At 71.0% G+C, this 16,687-nt stretch carries 14 protein-coding genes; 11 read left to right on the top strand and 3 right to left on the bottom strand.

Annotation, left to right across the window (positions count from 1 at the left end):
* The first annotated feature begins 91 nt into the window (after positions 1-91).
* Positions 92-778 carry an SGNH/GDSL hydrolase family protein gene (locus ACFPYL_RS23820; protein WP_379160600.1) on the top strand — a complete coding sequence of 229 codons (687 nt, stop codon included), beginning with the start codon at positions 92-94 and terminating at the stop codon, positions 776-778.
* A gap of 45 nt (positions 779-823) precedes the next feature.
* Here ACFPYL_RS23820 and ACFPYL_RS23815 read toward each other — a convergent pair whose 3' ends face one another.
* On the bottom strand, positions 824-1,378 hold the full coding sequence (locus ACFPYL_RS23815) for a hypothetical protein (RefSeq protein WP_379160598.1): 555 nt from the start codon (positions 1,376-1,378) through the stop codon (positions 824-826).
* 158 nt (positions 1,379-1,536) lie between these two features.
* Entirely contained in the window at positions 1,537-2,124 is a 588-nt protein-coding gene (locus ACFPYL_RS23810) for a DUF6318 family protein (RefSeq protein ID WP_379160595.1), read from the bottom strand.
* 80 nt (positions 2,125-2,204) lie between these two features.
* On the opposite strand from ACFPYL_RS23810, the gene ACFPYL_RS23805 reads away from it, so the two are divergent.
* From ACFPYL_RS23805 to ACFPYL_RS23760, 10 genes are all read left to right on the top strand, one after another.
* Positions 2,205-3,395, top strand: coding sequence for an ROK family transcriptional regulator (locus ACFPYL_RS23805; protein WP_379160592.1), 1,191 nt, complete (start codon positions 2,205-2,207; stop codon positions 3,393-3,395).
* A 181-nt stretch (positions 3,396-3,576) separates the two neighbouring features.
* Positions 3,577-4,788, top strand: a complete 1,212-nt coding sequence (locus tag ACFPYL_RS23800) for an ROK family protein (protein ID WP_379160589.1) — start codon at positions 3,577-3,579, stop codon at positions 4,786-4,788.
* A complete protein-coding gene (locus ACFPYL_RS23795) occupies positions 4,785-6,296 on the top strand; it encodes a sugar ABC transporter ATP-binding protein (protein ID WP_379160586.1) in 1,512 nt (503 codons plus the stop codon). Before ACFPYL_RS23800 ends, ACFPYL_RS23795 begins: the two co-directional genes overlap by 4 nt.
* The gene (locus tag ACFPYL_RS23790) at positions 6,293-7,318 is read left to right on the top strand and encodes an ABC transporter permease (RefSeq protein ID WP_379160583.1); all 1,026 of its coding nucleotides are present in this window, start codon (positions 6,293-6,295) and stop codon (positions 7,316-7,318) included. The genes ACFPYL_RS23795 and ACFPYL_RS23790 overlap by 4 nt, the downstream gene beginning before the upstream one ends.
* Positions 7,319-7,384: 66 nt before the next feature.
* A complete protein-coding gene (locus ACFPYL_RS23785) occupies positions 7,385-8,452 on the top strand; it encodes a substrate-binding domain-containing protein (RefSeq protein WP_379160580.1) in 1,068 nt (355 codons plus the stop codon).
* 73 nt (positions 8,453-8,525) lie between these two features.
* On the top strand, positions 8,526-9,707 hold the full coding sequence (locus ACFPYL_RS23780) for a Gfo/Idh/MocA family protein (RefSeq protein ID WP_379160577.1): 1,182 nt from the start codon (positions 8,526-8,528) through the stop codon (positions 9,705-9,707).
* Positions 9,704-10,867: a xylose isomerase gene (gene xylA / locus ACFPYL_RS23775; RefSeq protein WP_379160574.1), complete on the top strand. Its 1,164-nt coding sequence runs from the start codon at positions 9,704-9,706 to the stop codon at positions 10,865-10,867. Before ACFPYL_RS23780 ends, xylA begins: the two co-directional genes overlap by 4 nt.
* Positions 10,868-10,890: 23 nt before the next feature.
* Positions 10,891-11,895 carry a sugar phosphate isomerase/epimerase family protein gene (locus ACFPYL_RS23770; RefSeq protein ID WP_379160572.1) on the top strand — a complete coding sequence of 335 codons (1,005 nt, stop codon included), beginning with the start codon at positions 10,891-10,893 and terminating at the stop codon, positions 11,893-11,895.
* Positions 11,896-11,996: 101 nt separating this feature from the next.
* Positions 11,997-12,953: a sugar phosphate isomerase/epimerase family protein gene (locus ACFPYL_RS23765; RefSeq protein ID WP_379160570.1), complete on the top strand. Its 957-nt coding sequence runs from the start codon at positions 11,997-11,999 to the stop codon at positions 12,951-12,953.
* A gap of 166 nt (positions 12,954-13,119) precedes the next feature.
* A complete protein-coding gene (locus tag ACFPYL_RS23760) occupies positions 13,120-15,069 on the top strand; it encodes an ATP-dependent DNA helicase (RefSeq protein WP_379160567.1) in 1,950 nt (649 codons plus the stop codon).
* Here the strand turns inward: ACFPYL_RS23760 and ACFPYL_RS23755 are convergent.
* A complete protein-coding gene (locus tag ACFPYL_RS23755; RefSeq protein ID WP_379160565.1) occupies positions 15,055-16,683 on the bottom strand; it encodes an MXAN_6640 family putative metalloprotease in 1,629 nt (542 codons plus the stop codon). The two genes, ACFPYL_RS23760 and ACFPYL_RS23755, sit on opposite strands and share 15 nt — an antisense overlap.
* Between the last annotated feature and the right edge of the window lie 4 nt (positions 16,684-16,687).

Raw genomic sequence — 16,687 nt, 5'->3', positions numbered from 1 at the left:
ACGGAGCGGGTTTTCTGCGTCATTCCGGAACATCTGACGCGTCATTTCGCTGAGTCTTGTGGTGGAGCACTCGGGGAGCGGGAAGAAACGCATGATCTGGTCGGTACGACGTCCGTGGCTGGTGGGCGCACTCGTGGTCCTCGTGCTGGCGACGGCACTGACCGTCGCGATCGGCGTCCGGGCGCAGAGCGCGGACGTCACCCGCTGTGAGCGGTTCGCGTCCGACTCCCGCGAGCGCGCCGCGACCGTGACCGGCTCGGGCCAGCGCGTCGTCGTGATCGGTGACTCGTGGTCGGCCGGGCTCGGGCTGGACCGGTCGGCCGGCTCCTGGGCGTCCCGCCTCGGCGGCGCCGTGCACGTCGCCGGCTTCTCAGGGTCCGGCTTCAGCGCCGACGCCAGCCCCTGCGGCCGGGTCTCCTTCGCCGACCGTGCCCCCCGCGCCCTGCGCGGCGGCGCCGACCTGGTCGTCGTCGAGGGCGGCCTCAACGACTACGACCAGCCCGACGCCGCGATCCGATCCGGCTTCGCCCGCCTGGTGCGCGAGCTCCGCGGCCAGCGCGTGGTGATCGTCGGCCCCGCGACCGCACCGTCCCGGGCCGGCGCGGTGCCGCACGTCGACGCCCTGCTCGCCTCGCTCGCCGCGCACTACGACCTCGCCTACGTCAGCACGACCGGTCTCGACCTCCCCTACCTCCCGGACCGCCTCCACCTGACCCCCGCCGGCCACGCCGAGTTCGGTGACTACGTCGCGGCGCGGATCGGAGACCTCCTCGGCTGATCAGCCGGGAAGTTCTGACGCACCCCGTGCACCGGATCTTCCCCGCTATCCGCCGACCAGCACCGGGCGCGCCTCCACGACCCGCAGCTTCTGTGGGCTGCCCGGGACGGTCACGGTGCCGGCGACGTCGCGCCACGGCCCGCCGTCGACGCGGAACCGCGCGGCGTACGTCGTGTCCACGCTCGGGCTGACCCGTCCCTTGCGGGTGTAGCTGTGGGTGATGTCGAGGTCCGGGTACGCCGAGCCCGGTGACGTCGACTCCTGCGACTCCCCGTCCCCGAACCGCCACCCGAACGACGCCGGCCAGATCCGCAGCTCGACCTGTCGCCCCAGCAGCGTCACGGTCCGGGTGAGCTCGCCCTGCTCGGTGTAGAAGTTCGTGTCGAAGTTGACCAGGGTCCGGCCGTTCGGGGGCTGGATGACCAGGTCGGCTGCCGGGAGCGGGAGGCGGCGGAAGGCGGTCGCGACGAGGCCGGGGGTTACGTCCGGCGCGGCTGCCGTGGGGTCAACCGGCAGATCGCAGAACTCGAACGGCTCCTGCCCAGTAGTGATCGCCGCTTGGACGCAGATCGCATCCAGGTCGGAGTCACGAGGCTCCAAGACCACGTTCGTAGCCGTGCCGTCAGCCGACTGAGCTGCAACTGCGTCAGACGCAGCAACGACAAACCCTGAAAGTCCAGGCCCAACCTTGGGGTTGTCCGCAAATGCCGGGGCGGCGCACGCGAGCGTGAGCACGCACGCCAAGGCCATCGCGCGCATCACTGCTGGATGCCCCAACTCGTCATGATCCAACTGCCGCCGGCAGGCTCCACAAGAGCGTTGACTGTCTTTGTACCTCCGGGATAGCTCTCGTCCTTGGATGTTCCCTCGAAGTCGACCCGCTGAGGCGTGGTGGTCAGGACGAACTTCACGACCCCGCTCAATTGGCCGTCGCCCTCCACCAGGCTCGACTTCTGCACACTGAGACTTCCAACCCCGCCGACGACATGTCCTCCGGCATCAAAGACCTGTTCGAGGTACGAAACCCCGGCGTTGCACGCGGTGCAAGATGGACTCCCCAGTCCTCGAAGCAGCCTGAGATCTCCACTCGACTGGGCGTAGTTGACAGCCTCCCAGTAGAACTTCACGAACGCCTCGGCCGACGCCGCAGTCGAACCCTGCGCTGCCGAAGGCAGCGTTGGCGCGACCGTTCCAGCCGCAGAACTCGTGCTCGGGGACGTCGGCGAAGCAGGTGACGTCGACTCGGTCGGCCCGAACTTGGGCTCGGGGTCGTCGTCGGTGCACCCGCCGAGGGCGAGTGCCGACAGGAGGACGGCGGCGGTGAGGACCGCCCGAGTACGGCTCACGACGCCGATCATTCCCCGACCGGCGTCGCGGCGAAACGGACCGGACGGCCGCCTGTGGACAACCGTGGGAGACTCCCGGCGTGCGTCATTCCCTCGCGGGCCGTGCCGAGAACGCGATGCAGGCCCGGATCCTCGCCCAGCTCCGCGACGAGGGGCCGCTGTCCAAGGCCCAGCTCGCCGACCGGCTCCTGGTCTCGCGTACGACGGTGTCGGCCGAGGTCTTGCGCCTCGCCGAGCTCGGGCTGGCCCAGGAGGCCGGCCCGGCGGCCTCACGTGGTGGTCGTCGCTCGACGCTGGTCGACCTGTCGCCCGACATCCGGTTCGTCGGCATCTCGATCGGGGCGACGGGCATGTCCGTCGGCGTCACCGACGGTCGGCTCAGCGTGCTGGCGACCCGCGAGAGCGCGAGCGACATCCGGCAGGGTCCGGAGGTGGTCCTCGCAGCCGCCCTGAAGCTGGTGCGCGAGGTCATGGCCGAGGTCGGCGTCGAGCAGGTGATGGGCGCCGGCATCGGCGTACCGGGACCGGTCGACTTCAACCGCGGTGTCTCGGTGTCGCCGCCGATCATGCCCGGCTGGGACGGCTACCCGGTCCGCGACGCGGTCTCGCGCGAGCTCGGCTGCCCGGTCGTCCTCGACAACGACGTGAACGTGCTGGCCGTGGGGGAGCAGCACGCGGGGGTCGCCAAGGGTGCCCAGGACTTCCTCTTCGTGAAGATCGGCACCGGCATCGGCTGCGGGATCGTCATCGACGGCGAGCTCTACCGCGGCGTCAACGGTTGCGCCGGCGACATCGGCCACATCCGCGTCGAGGACTTCGGGCCGACCTGCGCGTGCGGCAACACCGGCTGCCTCGAGGCCTTCTCCGGCGGCGCCGCCCTTGCCCGGGACGCGGTGTCCGCGGCCCGGAGCGGCCGGTCCCCGGCGCTCGCGACCCTGCTCGCCGAGAAGGGCGAGCTCACGGCCGCCGACGTCGGCATCGCGGTCTCCCAGGGCGACGCGCAGGCGGTCCAGCTGATCCGCGAGAGCGGTCGGCACATCGGCCAGGTGCTCGCCGGGCTGGTGTCCTTCTTCAACCCGGGCCTGATCGTCATCGGCGGCCGCGTCACCGGGCTCGGGCACGCCCTGCTCGCCGAGATCCGCGGCGTCACCTACCGGCGGAGCCTGCCGCTGGCCACCGGCAACCTGCCGATCGTGCTCAGCGAGCTCGGCGACGAGGGTGGCGTGGTCGGCGCCGCCCGGATGATCAGCGCGTCGGTCTACGCCCCGTAGAGCGTCACCTTGGTCCCGACTTTCGCAGATTACTTTGCAAAGTTTGTGCAGCACTTTGAGTTCTTTCGCCTGAAACGCTTGCATCCACCCGACGTCGCCCCCTACTTTGTGCGGCATCTCAACAAATGAGTGATCGCTGTCACAAGGACTGCGACGCTCGTCGAGGGTCGGGAGGTCGCGGGTGCGCAGCGCCAAGCTCTCCCTCGTCCTGCGCCAGCTGCGCGACCACGGTCCGCGCTCGCGGGCCCGGCTCGCGACCGAGCTCGGCCTGACCCGCTCGGCCGCCTCCGCGCTGGTCGCGGAGCTCGCCGACCTCGGCCTGGTCCGTGCGGCCGGCGTCGAGCGCGGCGGCATGGGCCGCCCGGGCACCTCCGTCGAGCTGGACGGCGCCGCCGTCTGCGGCATCGGCGCCGAGATCAACGTCAACCACGTCGCCGCCATCGCGCTCGACCTCGCCGGCAACGCCGTCTCCGAGCAACGGCTCGCGATCGACGCCCACCGGCTCGCCGTCGACGAGGTGCTCGACCGGCTCGTCGAGCTGGTCCGGCTCGCCGAGGCCGAGGTCGTCGCCCGGGGCGGCCTCGTCGTCGGCGTCACGGTCGGGGTCGCCGGCCTCCTCGACCGCCCCCGCGAGCTGCTGACGGTCGGCCCCAACCTGGGCTGGCGCGACGTCCCGGTCGGCTCGGAGGTGCGGGCTCGCCTCGGCGCGGCGTACCCGGTCTCGATCGAGAACGAGGGCAACCTGGCCGCGATCGCCGAGGCCGTGCCCGGCGACCCCAACCGCCAGGACGTCCTGGTGATCTTCGGCGAGGTCGGCGTCGGCGGCGGGATCGTCGCGGGCGGCCGGCTGCTGCGCGGGCACCAGGGGTACGCCGGGGAGTTCGGCCACATGATCGTCGAGCCGGGCGGCCGTCGGTGCGGCTGCGGGCGGATCGGCTGCTGGGAGACCGTGAGCGGCCTGCGCGCCCTCCTGGACGCGGCTGCCGACCCCGACGACCCGGTGCGCGACCCGGCTCTCTCGCTCGACGACCGGCTCGCCGAGCTCAACCGTCGTGCCGACCTCGGCGACACCCGCACCATCGCCGCGCTGGACCGGGTCGGCAACTGGATCGGCATCGGCGCGGCCATGCTCACCAACGCGCTCAACCCCTCCGCGATCGTGCTCAGCGGCTACTTCGCCGAGATCGGCCAGCACCTGCGGCCGTCCATCGAGGAGCACCTGCTCGCCGGCGTGCTCGCGCCGCAGGCCGGCGGCACCCGCGTCGAGTTCTCGACCCTCGGCTTCACCGCCGCGGTGCGAGGCGGGGCGGCCGTCGCCCTGGAGACCGTCTTCGACGACCCGACCGTCGTCGCACCGCCGCACCCCGACGTGCTCGTGGGAGGAGCCCGATGACACAGCCGCTGCTCCAGATGACCGGGATCGTCAAGGAGTTCCCGGGCGTCCGCGCGCTCGACGGTGTCGACCTCGACGTACGCGCCGGCGAGGTGCACTGCCTGCTCGGCCAGAACGGCGCCGGCAAGTCGACGCTGATCAAGGTGCTCTCCGGCTTCCACCAGCCGGACGAGGGGACCATCGCCTGGGACGGCGCGGAGACGTCGTTCTCCTCGCCCGCCAAGGCGATCGAGCACGGCGTGGCCACGATCTACCAGGAGCTCGACCTGGTGCCGCACCTCGACGTCACCGAGAACGTCTTCCTCGGTCACGAGGTGTCGCGGGCCGGGTTCACGCACCGGAGCAAGGCCCATCAGCTGGTGCGCGACCTGCTGGCCCGGCTCGGGCACCCCGAGATCTCGCCGACCCGGATCGTGGGTGAGCTCCCACCGGCGTCGCAGCAGATCGTCAGCATGGCGCGCGCCCTCTCTCACCAGACCCGCCTGCTCGTGCTCGACGAGCCGTCCGCCGTGCTCGACCAGGAGGGGGTCAAGAACCTCTTCCGGGTGATCCGCGGGCTCACCGAGGAGGGCGTCGCGGTCGTCTACATCTCCCACCGACTGGAGGAGATCCGCGAGATCGGCGACCGGATCACCGTCCTCAAGGATGGCCGCACCGTCTCGACCGGCCTGGCCGTCGCGGACACCCCGACCGCCGAGCTGATCCGGCTGATGACCGGTCGGTCGATCGAGTACGTCTTCCCGCCCCGCACCGAGATGCCGCGCGAGAGCCGCGTGCCGGTGCTGGAGGTGCGGGACCTCCGCCTCGCCGGCGTGTTCACGGGAGTCGACCTCACCGTGCACGCCGGCGAGATCATCGGGCTCGCCGGGCTCGTGGGCGCCGGGCGCTCCGAGATCGTCGAGACGCTGTACGGCGCCCGCCGCGCCTCGACCGGGTCGGTCAGCGTCGACGGCAAGCGGCTCCGGCGTGGGTCGGTGACGTCCTCGGTCCGCGCCGGCATGGGCCTGTGCCCGGAGGAGCGCAAGAGCCAGGGCCTCCTGCTCGACGAAGCCGTCTTCAAGAACATCACCGTCTCGTCCATGAGCCGTTTTGCCCGGCTCGGCTTCCTCAACCGGGGCGAGGAGCGACGCCGCGCCGCGGAGCTGACCGCCAGCCTCGACGTACGCCCGGACGGGGTGACCCGAGCGGTCCGAACGCTATCCGGCGGCAACCAGCAGAAGGTCGTGCTGGCCCGCTGGCTGCTGCGCGACTGCCGGGTGCTGCTGCTCGACGAGCCCACCCGCGGTGTCGACGTCGGTGCCCGCAGCGAGATCTACCAGCTCATCCGGTCGCTGGCCGACCGCGGCGTCGCCGTCGTGGTCGTGTCCAGCGAGATCGAGGAGGTGCTCGGTCTCGCCGACCGGGTGCTCGTCGTCCGCGAGGGCGAGGTCGTGCACGAGTCCGATGCCAGCCAGATCGACGAGTCCCGGGTCCTCGACCTGGTCATGGAAGAAAGGGTCTCGGCATGAGCCAAGACAGTGCCCGGGTGGAGATGGCGGCCCTCGAGACCGCACGCGAGCCCAACAAGGTCCTCGCCGTGCTGCGCACCAGCGTGGGCCGCAACGCGGGGCTGGTCGTCGCACTGCTGCTGATCTGCATCGTCGGCGCGATCACGGCCGGGAGCCGGTTCACCGACTGGGACAACGCCCTGACGATCCTGAGGCTGGCCGCGGTGGTCGGCGTCGTGAGCATCGGGATGACGTTCGTGATCATCGGCGGCGGCATCGACCTCTCCGTCGGCGCGATCGTCGCGCTGTCGTCGGTCTGGTGCACCACCGTCGCCACCCAGGAGCTCGCCCAGGACACCCACTGGCTCTGGATGGTCGTCGTCGCGCTGCTGGTCGGAGCGGGTTGCGGTCTCGTCAACGGCCTCTTGATCGCGTACGGCGGGATCGTGCCGTTCATCATGACGCTGGCCATGCTCGCCAGCGCGCGCGGCCTCGCCGAGATCATCAGCGACAAGAAGACGCAGATCGTCAACGTCCCGGGCTTCGACGACTTCTTCGACCGGGACGTCCTCGGCATCGACGTCCAGATCTGGCTCTTCGCGCTGGTCTCGGTCGCGGGCTGGATCCTGCTCAACCGCACGACGTTCGGTCGCCGTACCGTCGCGGTCGGTGGCAACCCCGAGGCGGCCCGGCTGGCCGGCATCAACGTGAAGCGGCACACCGTCTACCTCTACGTGCTGATCGGCGTCTGCTGCGGCATCGCAGCGCTGATGCTCGTCGCCAAGACCACGACCGGCAGCTCCACGCACGGCAACCTGCTCGAGCTCGACGCGATCGCGGCGGTCGTCATCGGCGGCACGCTGCTGACGGGTGGCCGCGGCACGATCGTCGGCACTGTCCTGGGCGTCCTGATCTTCACGACGATCACGAACATCTTCATCCTCAACAACCGCTCCTTCTCCGAGCAGTCGCTCTTCAAGGGAGCCATCATCGTCGCCGCCGTGCTCCTGCAGCAGCGGTTGGCGTCTCGGAGCAATACCTAGCACCACCCACCACCGCACCACCTCCACATCCGCACCACACCTCCGCACCACTCAAGGAGCATCACCATGTCCCTGCGGTCCACCACCCTGAAGTCCCGGAAGGGGCTCGCCACCGGCCTGGTCGCCGGGCTTGCGGTCCTGTCGCTCGCCGCCTGCACCAGCAACGACTCCAGCGGCGACGACGACACGAGCGCCGACGCCACCACCGTCGCCGCCGCCGGGTCCAACGACGAGGCCGGCGACAAGGTCGTCATCGGCTTCTCCGCACCCGCGGCCGACCACGGCTGGATGGGCTCGATCACCGAGTCCGCCAAGAAGGAGGCGGCCAAGTACGACGACGTCGAGCTCAAGGTCGCCGAGGGCACCAACGACGTCAACGTCCAGATCAGCCAGATCGAGACGTTCATCAACGACGGTGTCGACGCGATCGTGCTGCTGCCCTTCGACGGTGCGGCCATGACGCCGATCGCGCTCGAGGCGATGTCCAAGGGCATCCCGGTGATCAACGTCGACCGCGAGTTCGACGACCCGAACGCGGCCCGCGTCACCGTCCTCGGTGACAACTACGGCATGGGCGTCTCCGCCGGCGCCTGGGTCTGCGAGGAGGCGGACGGCAACAAGGACGCCGTCGTCGCCGAGATCGCCGGCATCGACTCGCTGCCGCTGACCCAGGACCGCAGCCAGGGCTTCAAGGACGCGCTGGCCGAGTGCGGCCTGGACGTCGACAACCGGGTCGCCGCCGACTTCACGGTCGAGGGTGGCGAGGAGGCCGCGACGAACCTGCTCCAGGCCGCCCCGAAGATCGACTACCTCTGGAACCACGACGACGACCAGGGCGTCGGCGTGCTGGCGGCGATCAAGAACGCCGACCGCGACGAGTTCGAGATGATCGGCGGCGCCGGCTCGGCCAACGCGATGCGGGACATCCAGTCCGGCGACAGCGTCCTCAAGGCGACGGTCATCTACCCGTCGACGCAGGCCGCCGACGGCATCAAGCTCGCCCGCCTGCTGGTCCAGGGCAAGGCGATGTCGGACCTGGTCGAGGTCGAGGTGCCGCGCAAGGTCCAGCTCTACGCGCCGGTCGTGACCGCGGACAACGTCGACCAGTACATCGACTCCGCCTTCGAGTCCTGACCGACACCTGCTCACCCCCGGGCCCCCTCTCCGTCAGGGCCCGGGGGTGGGCACCCTCCACCCGGGAGTCCGCATGACCGACCAGAGCTCGTCCCTGCGCGTCGCCATGATCGGCCACGCGTTCATGGGCAACGCCCACTCGCAGGCCTGGCGCACCGCGCCCCACTTCTTCGCGCTGCCCCTGCACCCCGAGATGACCGTGGTGGTCGGCCGCGACGCCGACCGCGCCGCCGAGGCCGCTGCCCGTCTGGGCTGGGCCGAGAGCTCGACGGACTGGCGTGCCGTGATCGCGCGCGACGACATCGACGTCGTCGACATCTGCACGCCGGGCGACACGCACGCAGAGATCGCCATCGCCGCCCTCGAGGCCGGCAAGCACGTGCTCTGCGAGAAGCCGCTGGCCAACACCGTGGCCGAGGCCGAGGCGATGACCGCTGCCGCCGACCAGGCTCGCTCTCATGGGGTGCGCGCGATGGTCGGGTTCACCTACCGTCGGGTGCCCGCGATCGGGCTGGCCCGTCGGCTCGTCGACGAGGGCCGGATCGGCGAGGTCCGGCACGTCCGCGCCCAGTACCTCCAGGACTGGATCGCCGACCCCGAGGCCCCGCTGTCGTGGCGGCTCGACAAGGAGAAGGCCGGCTCCGGCGCGCTGGGTGACATCGGCGCGCACGTCGTCGACCTGACGCAGTTCATCACCGGCAGCCGCATCACCGAGCTCACCGGCCGCCTCGAGACCTTCGTCAAGGAGCGGCCGTACGCCGCGGGCGACACCTCGGGCAGCCTCGGGAGCGGTGGCACGACCACCGAGCGCGGGCCGGTCACGGTCGACGACGCCGCGTCGTTCCTGGCCACCTTCGCCGGTGGCGCGATGGGCGTCTTCGAGGCGACCCGCTTCGCGACCGGTCGCAAGAACGCGATCCGGATCGAGGTCAACGGCTCGCTCGGCAGCCTCGCCTTCGACTTCGAGGACATGAACGTGCTCGAGTACTTCGACGCCCGCGAGGACGCCGACGTCGCCGGCTTCCGGCGGATCATCGCCACCGAGGCCACGCACCCGTACGTCGCGGCCTGGTGGCCGCCCGGTCACGGGCTCGGCTACGAGCACGGCTTCACCCACCAGGTCGTCGACCTCGTCACCGCGATCGCCGACGGCACCGACCCGAGCCCGTCCTTCGCCGACGGCCTCAACGTCCAGCGGGTGCTGGACGCGGTCGAGACCAGCTCCCTCACCCGCACCTGGCAGGAGATCCAGTGACCGACCGCTTCACCCCCGCCCCCGAGGACAAGTTCTCGTTCGGACTCTGGACGGTCGGCTGGCAGGGCACCGACGTCTTCGGTCCGGCCTCGCGCGACCTGCTCGACCCGGTCGAGGCGACGTACAAGCTCGCCGAGCTCGGCGCCGCGGCCGTCACCTTCCACGACGACGACCTGCTGCCCGACGAGGCGACCCGGCAGGACACGCTCGACCGCTTCCAGAAGGCGCTGGCGGACACCGGGCTGGTCGTGGAGATGGTCACGACCAACACGTTCTCCGACCCGGTCTTCAAGGAGGGCGCGATCACGGCCAACAACCGGGAGGTGCGCCGCTACGCGCTGGCCAAGGTGCTGCGCAACATCGACCTCGCGGCCTCGCTCGGCGCGAAGACGTTCGTGATGTGGGGTGGCCGTGAGGGCGCCGAGCACGGCGCGAGCAAGAACGTGCCGGCCGCGATGGACCGCTTCCGCGACGCGCTCGACATCGCCTGCGGCTACGTGCGGGAGCAGGGCTACGACCTGCGCTTCGCGCTCGAGCCCAAGCCCAACGAGCCGCGCGGCGACATCCTGCTGCCGACGATCGGGCACGCGATCGCGCTGATCTCCGAGCTCGAGCACCCGGAGATGGTCGGCCTCAACCCGGAGGTCGGGCACGAGGAGATGGCCGGGCTCAACTTCGCGCACGGCATCAGCCAGGCGCTGTGGCACGACAAGCTCTTCCACATCGACCTCAACGGTCAGCACGGTCCCCGCTTCGACCAGGACCTGCGGTTCGGTGCGGGCAGCCTGCGCGGCGCGTTCTGGACCGTCGACGCCATGCTCGGCGCCGGCACCGACCGTCGCTACGACGGCTACGTGCACTTCGACTACAAGCCGCCACGGGCCGAGGCGATCGACGGGGTCTGGGAGTCGGCCCGCGCCTGCATGCGCAACTACCTGATCCTGCGCGAGAAGGTGCAGGCCTTCCGCGCCGACCCCGACGTCGCGGTGGCGCTCGAGGCGGCGGGGGTCATGGAGCTCGAGCAGCCCACGGTCGCCCCGGGGGAGTCGCTCGACGACGTACGCAACGCCACCTACGACCTCGACGCGCTGCGCGCCCGCAGCGTCGCGATGGAAGCCCTCGACCAGCTCGCCATGGAGCACCTGCTCGGTGTCCGCTGACCCGACCTCCGAAAGGTTCTGACATGCCTCGACCGATCACGCTCTTCACCGGCCAGTGGGCCGACCTGCCCTTCGAGGAGGTCGCGAAGCTCGCCTCCGGCTGGGGGTACGACGGGCTCGAGATCGCCTGCTGGGGCGACCACCTCGACCCCTGGCAGGCCGACGACGACGCCTACGTCCAGGGCAAGCTCGACCTGCTGGAGAGGCACGGCCTGAGCGTCTACGCGATCTCCAACCACCTCAAGGGCCAGGCCGTCTGCGACGACCCGATCGACGGCCGTCACGAGGCGATCCTGTCGGCGAAGGTCTGGGGCGACGGCGACCCCGAGGGCGTCCGGCAGCGCGCGGCCGAGGAGATGAAGATGACGGCCCGCCTCGCGCAGAAGCTCGGCGTGAAGACGGTCGTCGGCTTCACCGGCTCCGCGATCTGGAAGTACGTCGCGATGTTCCCGCCGGCGACCGAGGAGATGGTGGCCGCGGGCTACCGCGACTTCGCCGACCGCTGGAACCCGATCCTCGACGTCTTCGACGAGTGCGGCGTCCGGTTCGCCCACGAGGTGCACCCGTCCGAGATCGCCTACGACTACTGGACGACGGTGGCGACGATGGAGGCGATCGGTCACCGGGAGGCGTTCGGCCTCAACTGGGACCCGTCGCACTTCGTGTGGCAGGACCTCGACCCGGCCGGATTCCTGTGGGACTTCAAGGACCGGATCTACCACGTCGACTGCAAGGACGCGAAGCGCCAGACGGGCAACGGCCGCAACGGCCGGATGGGCTCGCACCTGCCCTGGGCCGACCCGCGCCGCGGCTGGGACTTCGTGTCCACCGGCCACGGCGACGTCCCGTGGGAGCAGTGCTTCCGGATGCTCAACACGATCGGGTACGACGGGCCGATCTCCGTCGAGTGGGAGGACGCCGGCATGGACCGGCTCGTCGGCGCCCCGGAGGCGCTGGAGTTCGTCCGCCGGCTCGCCTTCGACGCCCCGGAGGCCGCGTTCGACGCGGCGTTCTCCACGAAGGAGTAGCACCGATCGGTGGTTGAGGTGCGAGGGCCGCTAGGCCCGAGCCTCGAAACCACAGCACCACCGCACCGCACACATGTCCATCTCGGGAAAGGAACCACCTCATGTGTTTCGGCTTTGACGGCGAGGGCGCGCTGCGCGACTCGCTGGACCGCAAGGGCGCCAGTCGCCGCACGTTGTTCCGTGGAGCGGCGGCCGGTGTCGCCGGTGCCGCCGTACTCGCCACGGCGGCGCCCGCCGTGGCGCACGGGGGTCGTCACGGCGGGTCGTCCGGCCGCCGACGTTCGGTGCCGCACGACGAGATCAGCATCCAGCTCTACACGCTGCGCGCGGCGATGAGCACGCCCGAGGGCGTGGACCTGGTGCTGACCCGGCTCGCACAGTACGGCTACGAGAAGGTCGAGCTGGCGGGCCTCTACGGGCGTACGGCGAGCGCGATGCGTGCCCAGCTGAACGACCTCGGCATCCGGGCGTCGTCGAGCCACGACGGCATCAGTGCAGACTCGGCCGCGCTGCGCACCAAGCTCGAGAACGCACTGATCCTGGGCCAGAAGTACGTCAACGTGCCCTACCTGAACTCGACGTCGCTCTCGGACTGGCAGCAGTGGGCCGACCAGATGAACGCGGAGGCTGCGGTCGCGAAGAGGTACGGGCTGCGGTACGGCTACCACAACCACGCCCACGAGTTCACGATCGACCTCGGCGGCGGGCTGACCCCGTGGGAGGTGCTGACCTCGCGGCTGGACCGCAAGCTGGTGCACCTCGAGGTCGACCTCTACTGGGCCTACACCGGTGGCGTGAACACCGGTGCCGCCGACCCCGACCGGTTCGCGATCGACGTGATCCGGGAGGCGCCGCAGACGGTCCGGCAGTTCCACGTGAAGGACCGCGACGCCACCACGGGGGACATGTGCGACCTGGGCACGGGGGTCGTCGACTTCCCCCGGATCTTCCGGAGTCACACGGTCGAGGAGTACATCGTCGAGAACGACACCCCCGACGTCACCCCCCTCACCACCGCCGCCGTCGGCCACCTCTACCTCGACCACCTGGAGTACTGAGGGACCAGGTGGTTTCGAGGCTCGCTGCGCTCGCACCTCAACCACCGACACGGTGGTTGAGCTGCGAGGGCCGCTAGGCCGAGCCTCGAAACCACCACCCTGGGGATGGCGACACACGCCCGTCGTACGCCGCGGCTAGGGTTCTCCAGTGCCTGAGAAACCCACCGTGACTGAGCTGCTGGCGACTGCCGTGACGGCACTCGGCGGGCAGGAGCGGGCCGGCCAGGTGCAGATGGCCGAGGCCGTCACCGAGGCGATGGAGAGCGAGCAGCACCTGCTCGTCCAGGCCGGCACCGGCACCGGCAAGTCGCTGGCCTACCTGGTCCCGAGCCTGCTCCACGGTGACCGGGTCGTGGTCGCGACCGCGACCCTGGCGCTCCAGCACCAGCTGGTCGAGCGCGACCTCCCGCGGCTGGTCGACGCCGTGAAGGACAGTGGGGTCGACACGTCGTACGCCGTGCTCAAGGGGCGCTCCAACTACGCGTGCCTGCACCGCATCCGCGAGGGTGTGCCCGACGACCAGGGCGCCCTCGACGTGGTGCTGCCCGAGGGCTCGCTCGGCAAGAAGGTGCTCGAGCTGCGCACCTGGGCGGAGGCCGAGGTCGAGGGCAAGGGCAGCGGCGAGCGCGACCGCGCGCCCCGGCACACCGACCGGGAGTGGCGCCAGGTCAGCGTCAACCACCGCGAGTGCCTGGGCGCGGCCAAGTGCCCCTTCGGCCAGGAGTGCTTCGCCGAGCTGGCCCGGGAGAAGGCGCACCGCTCGCACCTCGTCGTCACCAACCACTCCCTGCTCGCGATCGACGCGATCGAGGGCGTGCCGATGATCCCGGAGTACGACGTCGTCGTGATCGACGAGGCCCACGAGCTGACGACCCGGGTGACCCAGGCGGCCACCGACGAGCTGTGGGCGGCCGAGGTCGAGCGCGCCGCCCGTCGCAGCCAGCGCCACGTGGAGGGCGACCAGGCCGACGACCTCGCCGACGCCGCCGACGCGCTGCGCGACGCCATCTCCGACGCCAGCCCCGGCCGCTTCGACCGGATCCCCGAGCAGCTCTCCGACGCGCTGGTGCTGGTGCGCGACGCGGCCCGCGCGTGCGTGTCGGCGTACCCGAAGAACACGGGCGGCGACGACGCCGACGCCGGGCTCACCCAGGCCAAGGGTGCGGTGCAGGAGGTCTTCGCGACGGCCGAGCGGATGGCCGCCGACCTGGAGAGCGACGTGCTCTGGATGTCGGAGGGCACCGAGCGGATGCCGCCGCGCCTCTGCGTCGCCCCGCTCCAGGTGTGGGGCCCGATGCGCGACAAGCTGCTGGCCGACAAGACCGTCGTCTTCACGTCGGCGACCCTCATGCTCGGCGGTGACTTCTCCTCGGTAGCGACCAGCGTCGGGCTCAAGCCCTCGGAGCGGGTCGACGGCCCGGCAGAGCGCACCGGCGACGCGATGCCGTGGCGCGGGCTCGACGTCGGGAGCCCGTTCGACTACGGCCGCCAGGGCATCCTGTACGTCGCGCGCCACCTGCCGCCGCCCGGTCGCGACGGCATGAGCACGGCGATGCTCGACGAGATCGTCGAGCTCGTCGACGCCGCGGAGGGACGCACCCTCGGGCTCTTCTCGTCACGGCGGGCGGCCGAGGCCGCGGCCGAGGTGGTCCGGGAGCGGCTGCCCCACCTGACGACGCTCGCGCAGGGCGACGCCCAGCTGCCCGAGCTGGCGGCGCAGTTCGTCGGCGACCCGCACACCTGCCTCTTCGGCACCCTCAGCCTCTGGCAGGGGCTCGACGTCCCGGGTGACACCTGCCAGCTGGTCCTGATCGACCGGATCCCGTTCCCGCGCCCGGACGACCCGCTCCTGAGCGCGCGCCAGAAGGCCGCCGACCAGGCCGGCGGCAACGGGTTCATGCAGGTGGCCGCCACCCATGCCGCGCTGCTCCTGGCCCAGGGCGCTGGGCGGCTGATCCGCACGCACACCGACCGCGGGGTCGTCGCGGTGCTCGACCCGCGGCTCGCGACCGCGAGGTACGGCTCGTTCCTGAAGGCGAGCCTGCCGCCGATGTGGACGACGACCGACCCCGCCGTCGTACGACAGGCGTTGAAGCGGTTGTCAGCCGACCGTTGAGAGCCGGTAGCTCATCGGCGCGTTGTTGTCCTTGGACCGTCCGCTGCATGAGTACAGCACCGGGTCGTCGCGCTGAGCGGTCCAGCAGTGGTAGGCGATCCCCGCGTTGGACAGGGTCACGTCGACCCGGATGGTGCTGCGACCGTCGAACGGGACCGTGACGCGTGCGTTGCCGGCCTTCGAGAGCCGCACGAAGGTCGACTTCGTCCGGCCCTTCCTGTCGTAGCGCGTGACCACCGCGCCCGCGCCGGTGGTCGGAGCTGGCAGGTTGAGGTCGATGCGCAGCCGCTTGCCGTGCAGCGAGCGGCTGGGCTTCGCCTGGACGGTCGCGGTCGAGAGGTGGTCGACGAGCACCTTCTGCACGCCGCTGTTGTGCTTGCGCGGGGTCAAGGCCCACGTCTTCGCCGCGCCGGCGGCGCGGTAGGCGCTGCCCTCCTCGTAGGTGCGCGCGGGCCGCCGGTTGGCGTCACCGAACTGGGCGTAGACGTGGCGCAGGTCGGTCTTGCGCGAGGCGAGCTCGCGGGCCACGGCCTGGATCGAGTAGTTGTCCGGGCCGCCGCGCGACGCGTCGATCCGCTGCATCAGCCGGCGCATGATCACCGGCAGGCCACCCTGCGACTGGGGGAACCGCTCGGTGAGGTAGCGGAAGAAGATCCACTCGCCGTACTGACGCGGCGCGCACGAGTAGCAGTTGAGGAACTGGTCCAGGGGCTTGCGCGGCTGGCGCATCGGGCTCTCGGAGAGGTACTGACGGTTGTCGTTGATGTTGTCGTAGACCTCGTCCTCCGCCCACGTCGCGGTCGCCTCGAGGAACCACGCGTCCTCCTCGTAGTCGTAGGCGAACTGGGTGGCGTGGAAGAGCTCGTGCGCGGCGGTCACCTTGAGGTTGTCGAGCGGCGTCTGGCCGCCCGCCCAGGAGTAGTCGCTGCTGAACGAGCAGTACGCCGGGGTGTCGTAGGGCCCCTTGGCCGGCGGTGCGTGGTCGGTGTTGCAGTAGCCGTAGAGGCCGTCGCCGAGGTCGCTGATGTAGACGTCGAGCTTGGCGTCGCCGCCCTTGGTGCCGTCCGGCTCCGGCGCCCGGTAGCCGGCCGCCTGGTAGGTGCCGAGGACGTGGGTCGCGACCGCACCGACCTGGTCGATGTAGTCCGGGTTGACCGTGCCGTTGTCCCAGTGCACGCGCACCGTCCCGTAGTCGCGCCACACCTCGGCGGCCCAGCCCTCCGAGCCGGGTGGCCGGTTGAGCAGGGCGGCCGCGCGGGCTCGCTCGCTGCGCGGGAGGTCGTTCTGGCGCAGCCGGAGGTCGCGCATCGCGAGGGTCAGGTCGCGGCCGTCGTCGGTGGTCCTCTCGGGGACGACGGACTCCGTCGAGCGCTCGTCGGACCCCTCGTCGGACGAGGCCGGCTCGAGCAGCTCCTCCACGTCGTCGAGCGCGTCGACGGCGGCGTCGGCGGCGTCGCCCGTGGTGCCGGTCGTCGTGCCGGTCGCCGTGGACGTGTCGGCGGGGTCGGGGTCCGTGCCGTCGGCGTACCCGGGGGCGGCCACGGCCCCGAGGGCCAGGACAGCCACCAGCAGGCCGGTCGTGGGCATGGTCAGTCGACCGAGAGGAGTTCGCACCCCC

This window comes from Nocardioides hankookensis, from assembly GCF_042658885.1.
Taxonomy (GTDB): domain Bacteria; phylum Actinomycetota; class Actinomycetes; order Propionibacteriales; family Nocardioidaceae; genus Nocardioides; species Nocardioides hankookensis.
Note: the sequence above shows the minus strand (reverse complement) of the source record. Positions and strands in the feature narration are given on the sequence as shown.

Excerpts from the sequence above, each read along its gene's own strand:
- ACFPYL_RS23820 (WP_379160600.1), top strand. The coding sequence starts at position 92 with ATGATCTGGTCGGTACGACGTCCGTGGCTGGTGGGCGCACTCGTGGTC.
- ACFPYL_RS23795 (WP_379160586.1), top strand. The coding sequence starts at position 4,785 with ATGACACAGCCGCTGCTCCAGATGACCGGGATCGTCAAGGAGTTCCCG.
- ACFPYL_RS23790 (WP_379160583.1), top strand. The coding sequence starts at position 6,293 with ATGAGCCAAGACAGTGCCCGGGTGGAGATGGCGGCCCTCGAGACCGCA.
- ACFPYL_RS23785 (WP_379160580.1), top strand. The coding sequence starts at position 7,385 with ATGTCCCTGCGGTCCACCACCCTGAAGTCCCGGAAGGGGCTCGCCACC.
- ACFPYL_RS23780 (WP_379160577.1), top strand. The coding sequence starts at position 8,526 with ATGACCGACCAGAGCTCGTCCCTGCGCGTCGCCATGATCGGCCACGCG.
- ACFPYL_RS23770 (WP_379160572.1), top strand. The coding sequence starts at position 10,891 with ATGCCTCGACCGATCACGCTCTTCACCGGCCAGTGGGCCGACCTGCCC.
- ACFPYL_RS23765 (WP_379160570.1), top strand. The coding sequence starts at position 11,997 with ATGTGTTTCGGCTTTGACGGCGAGGGCGCGCTGCGCGACTCGCTGGAC.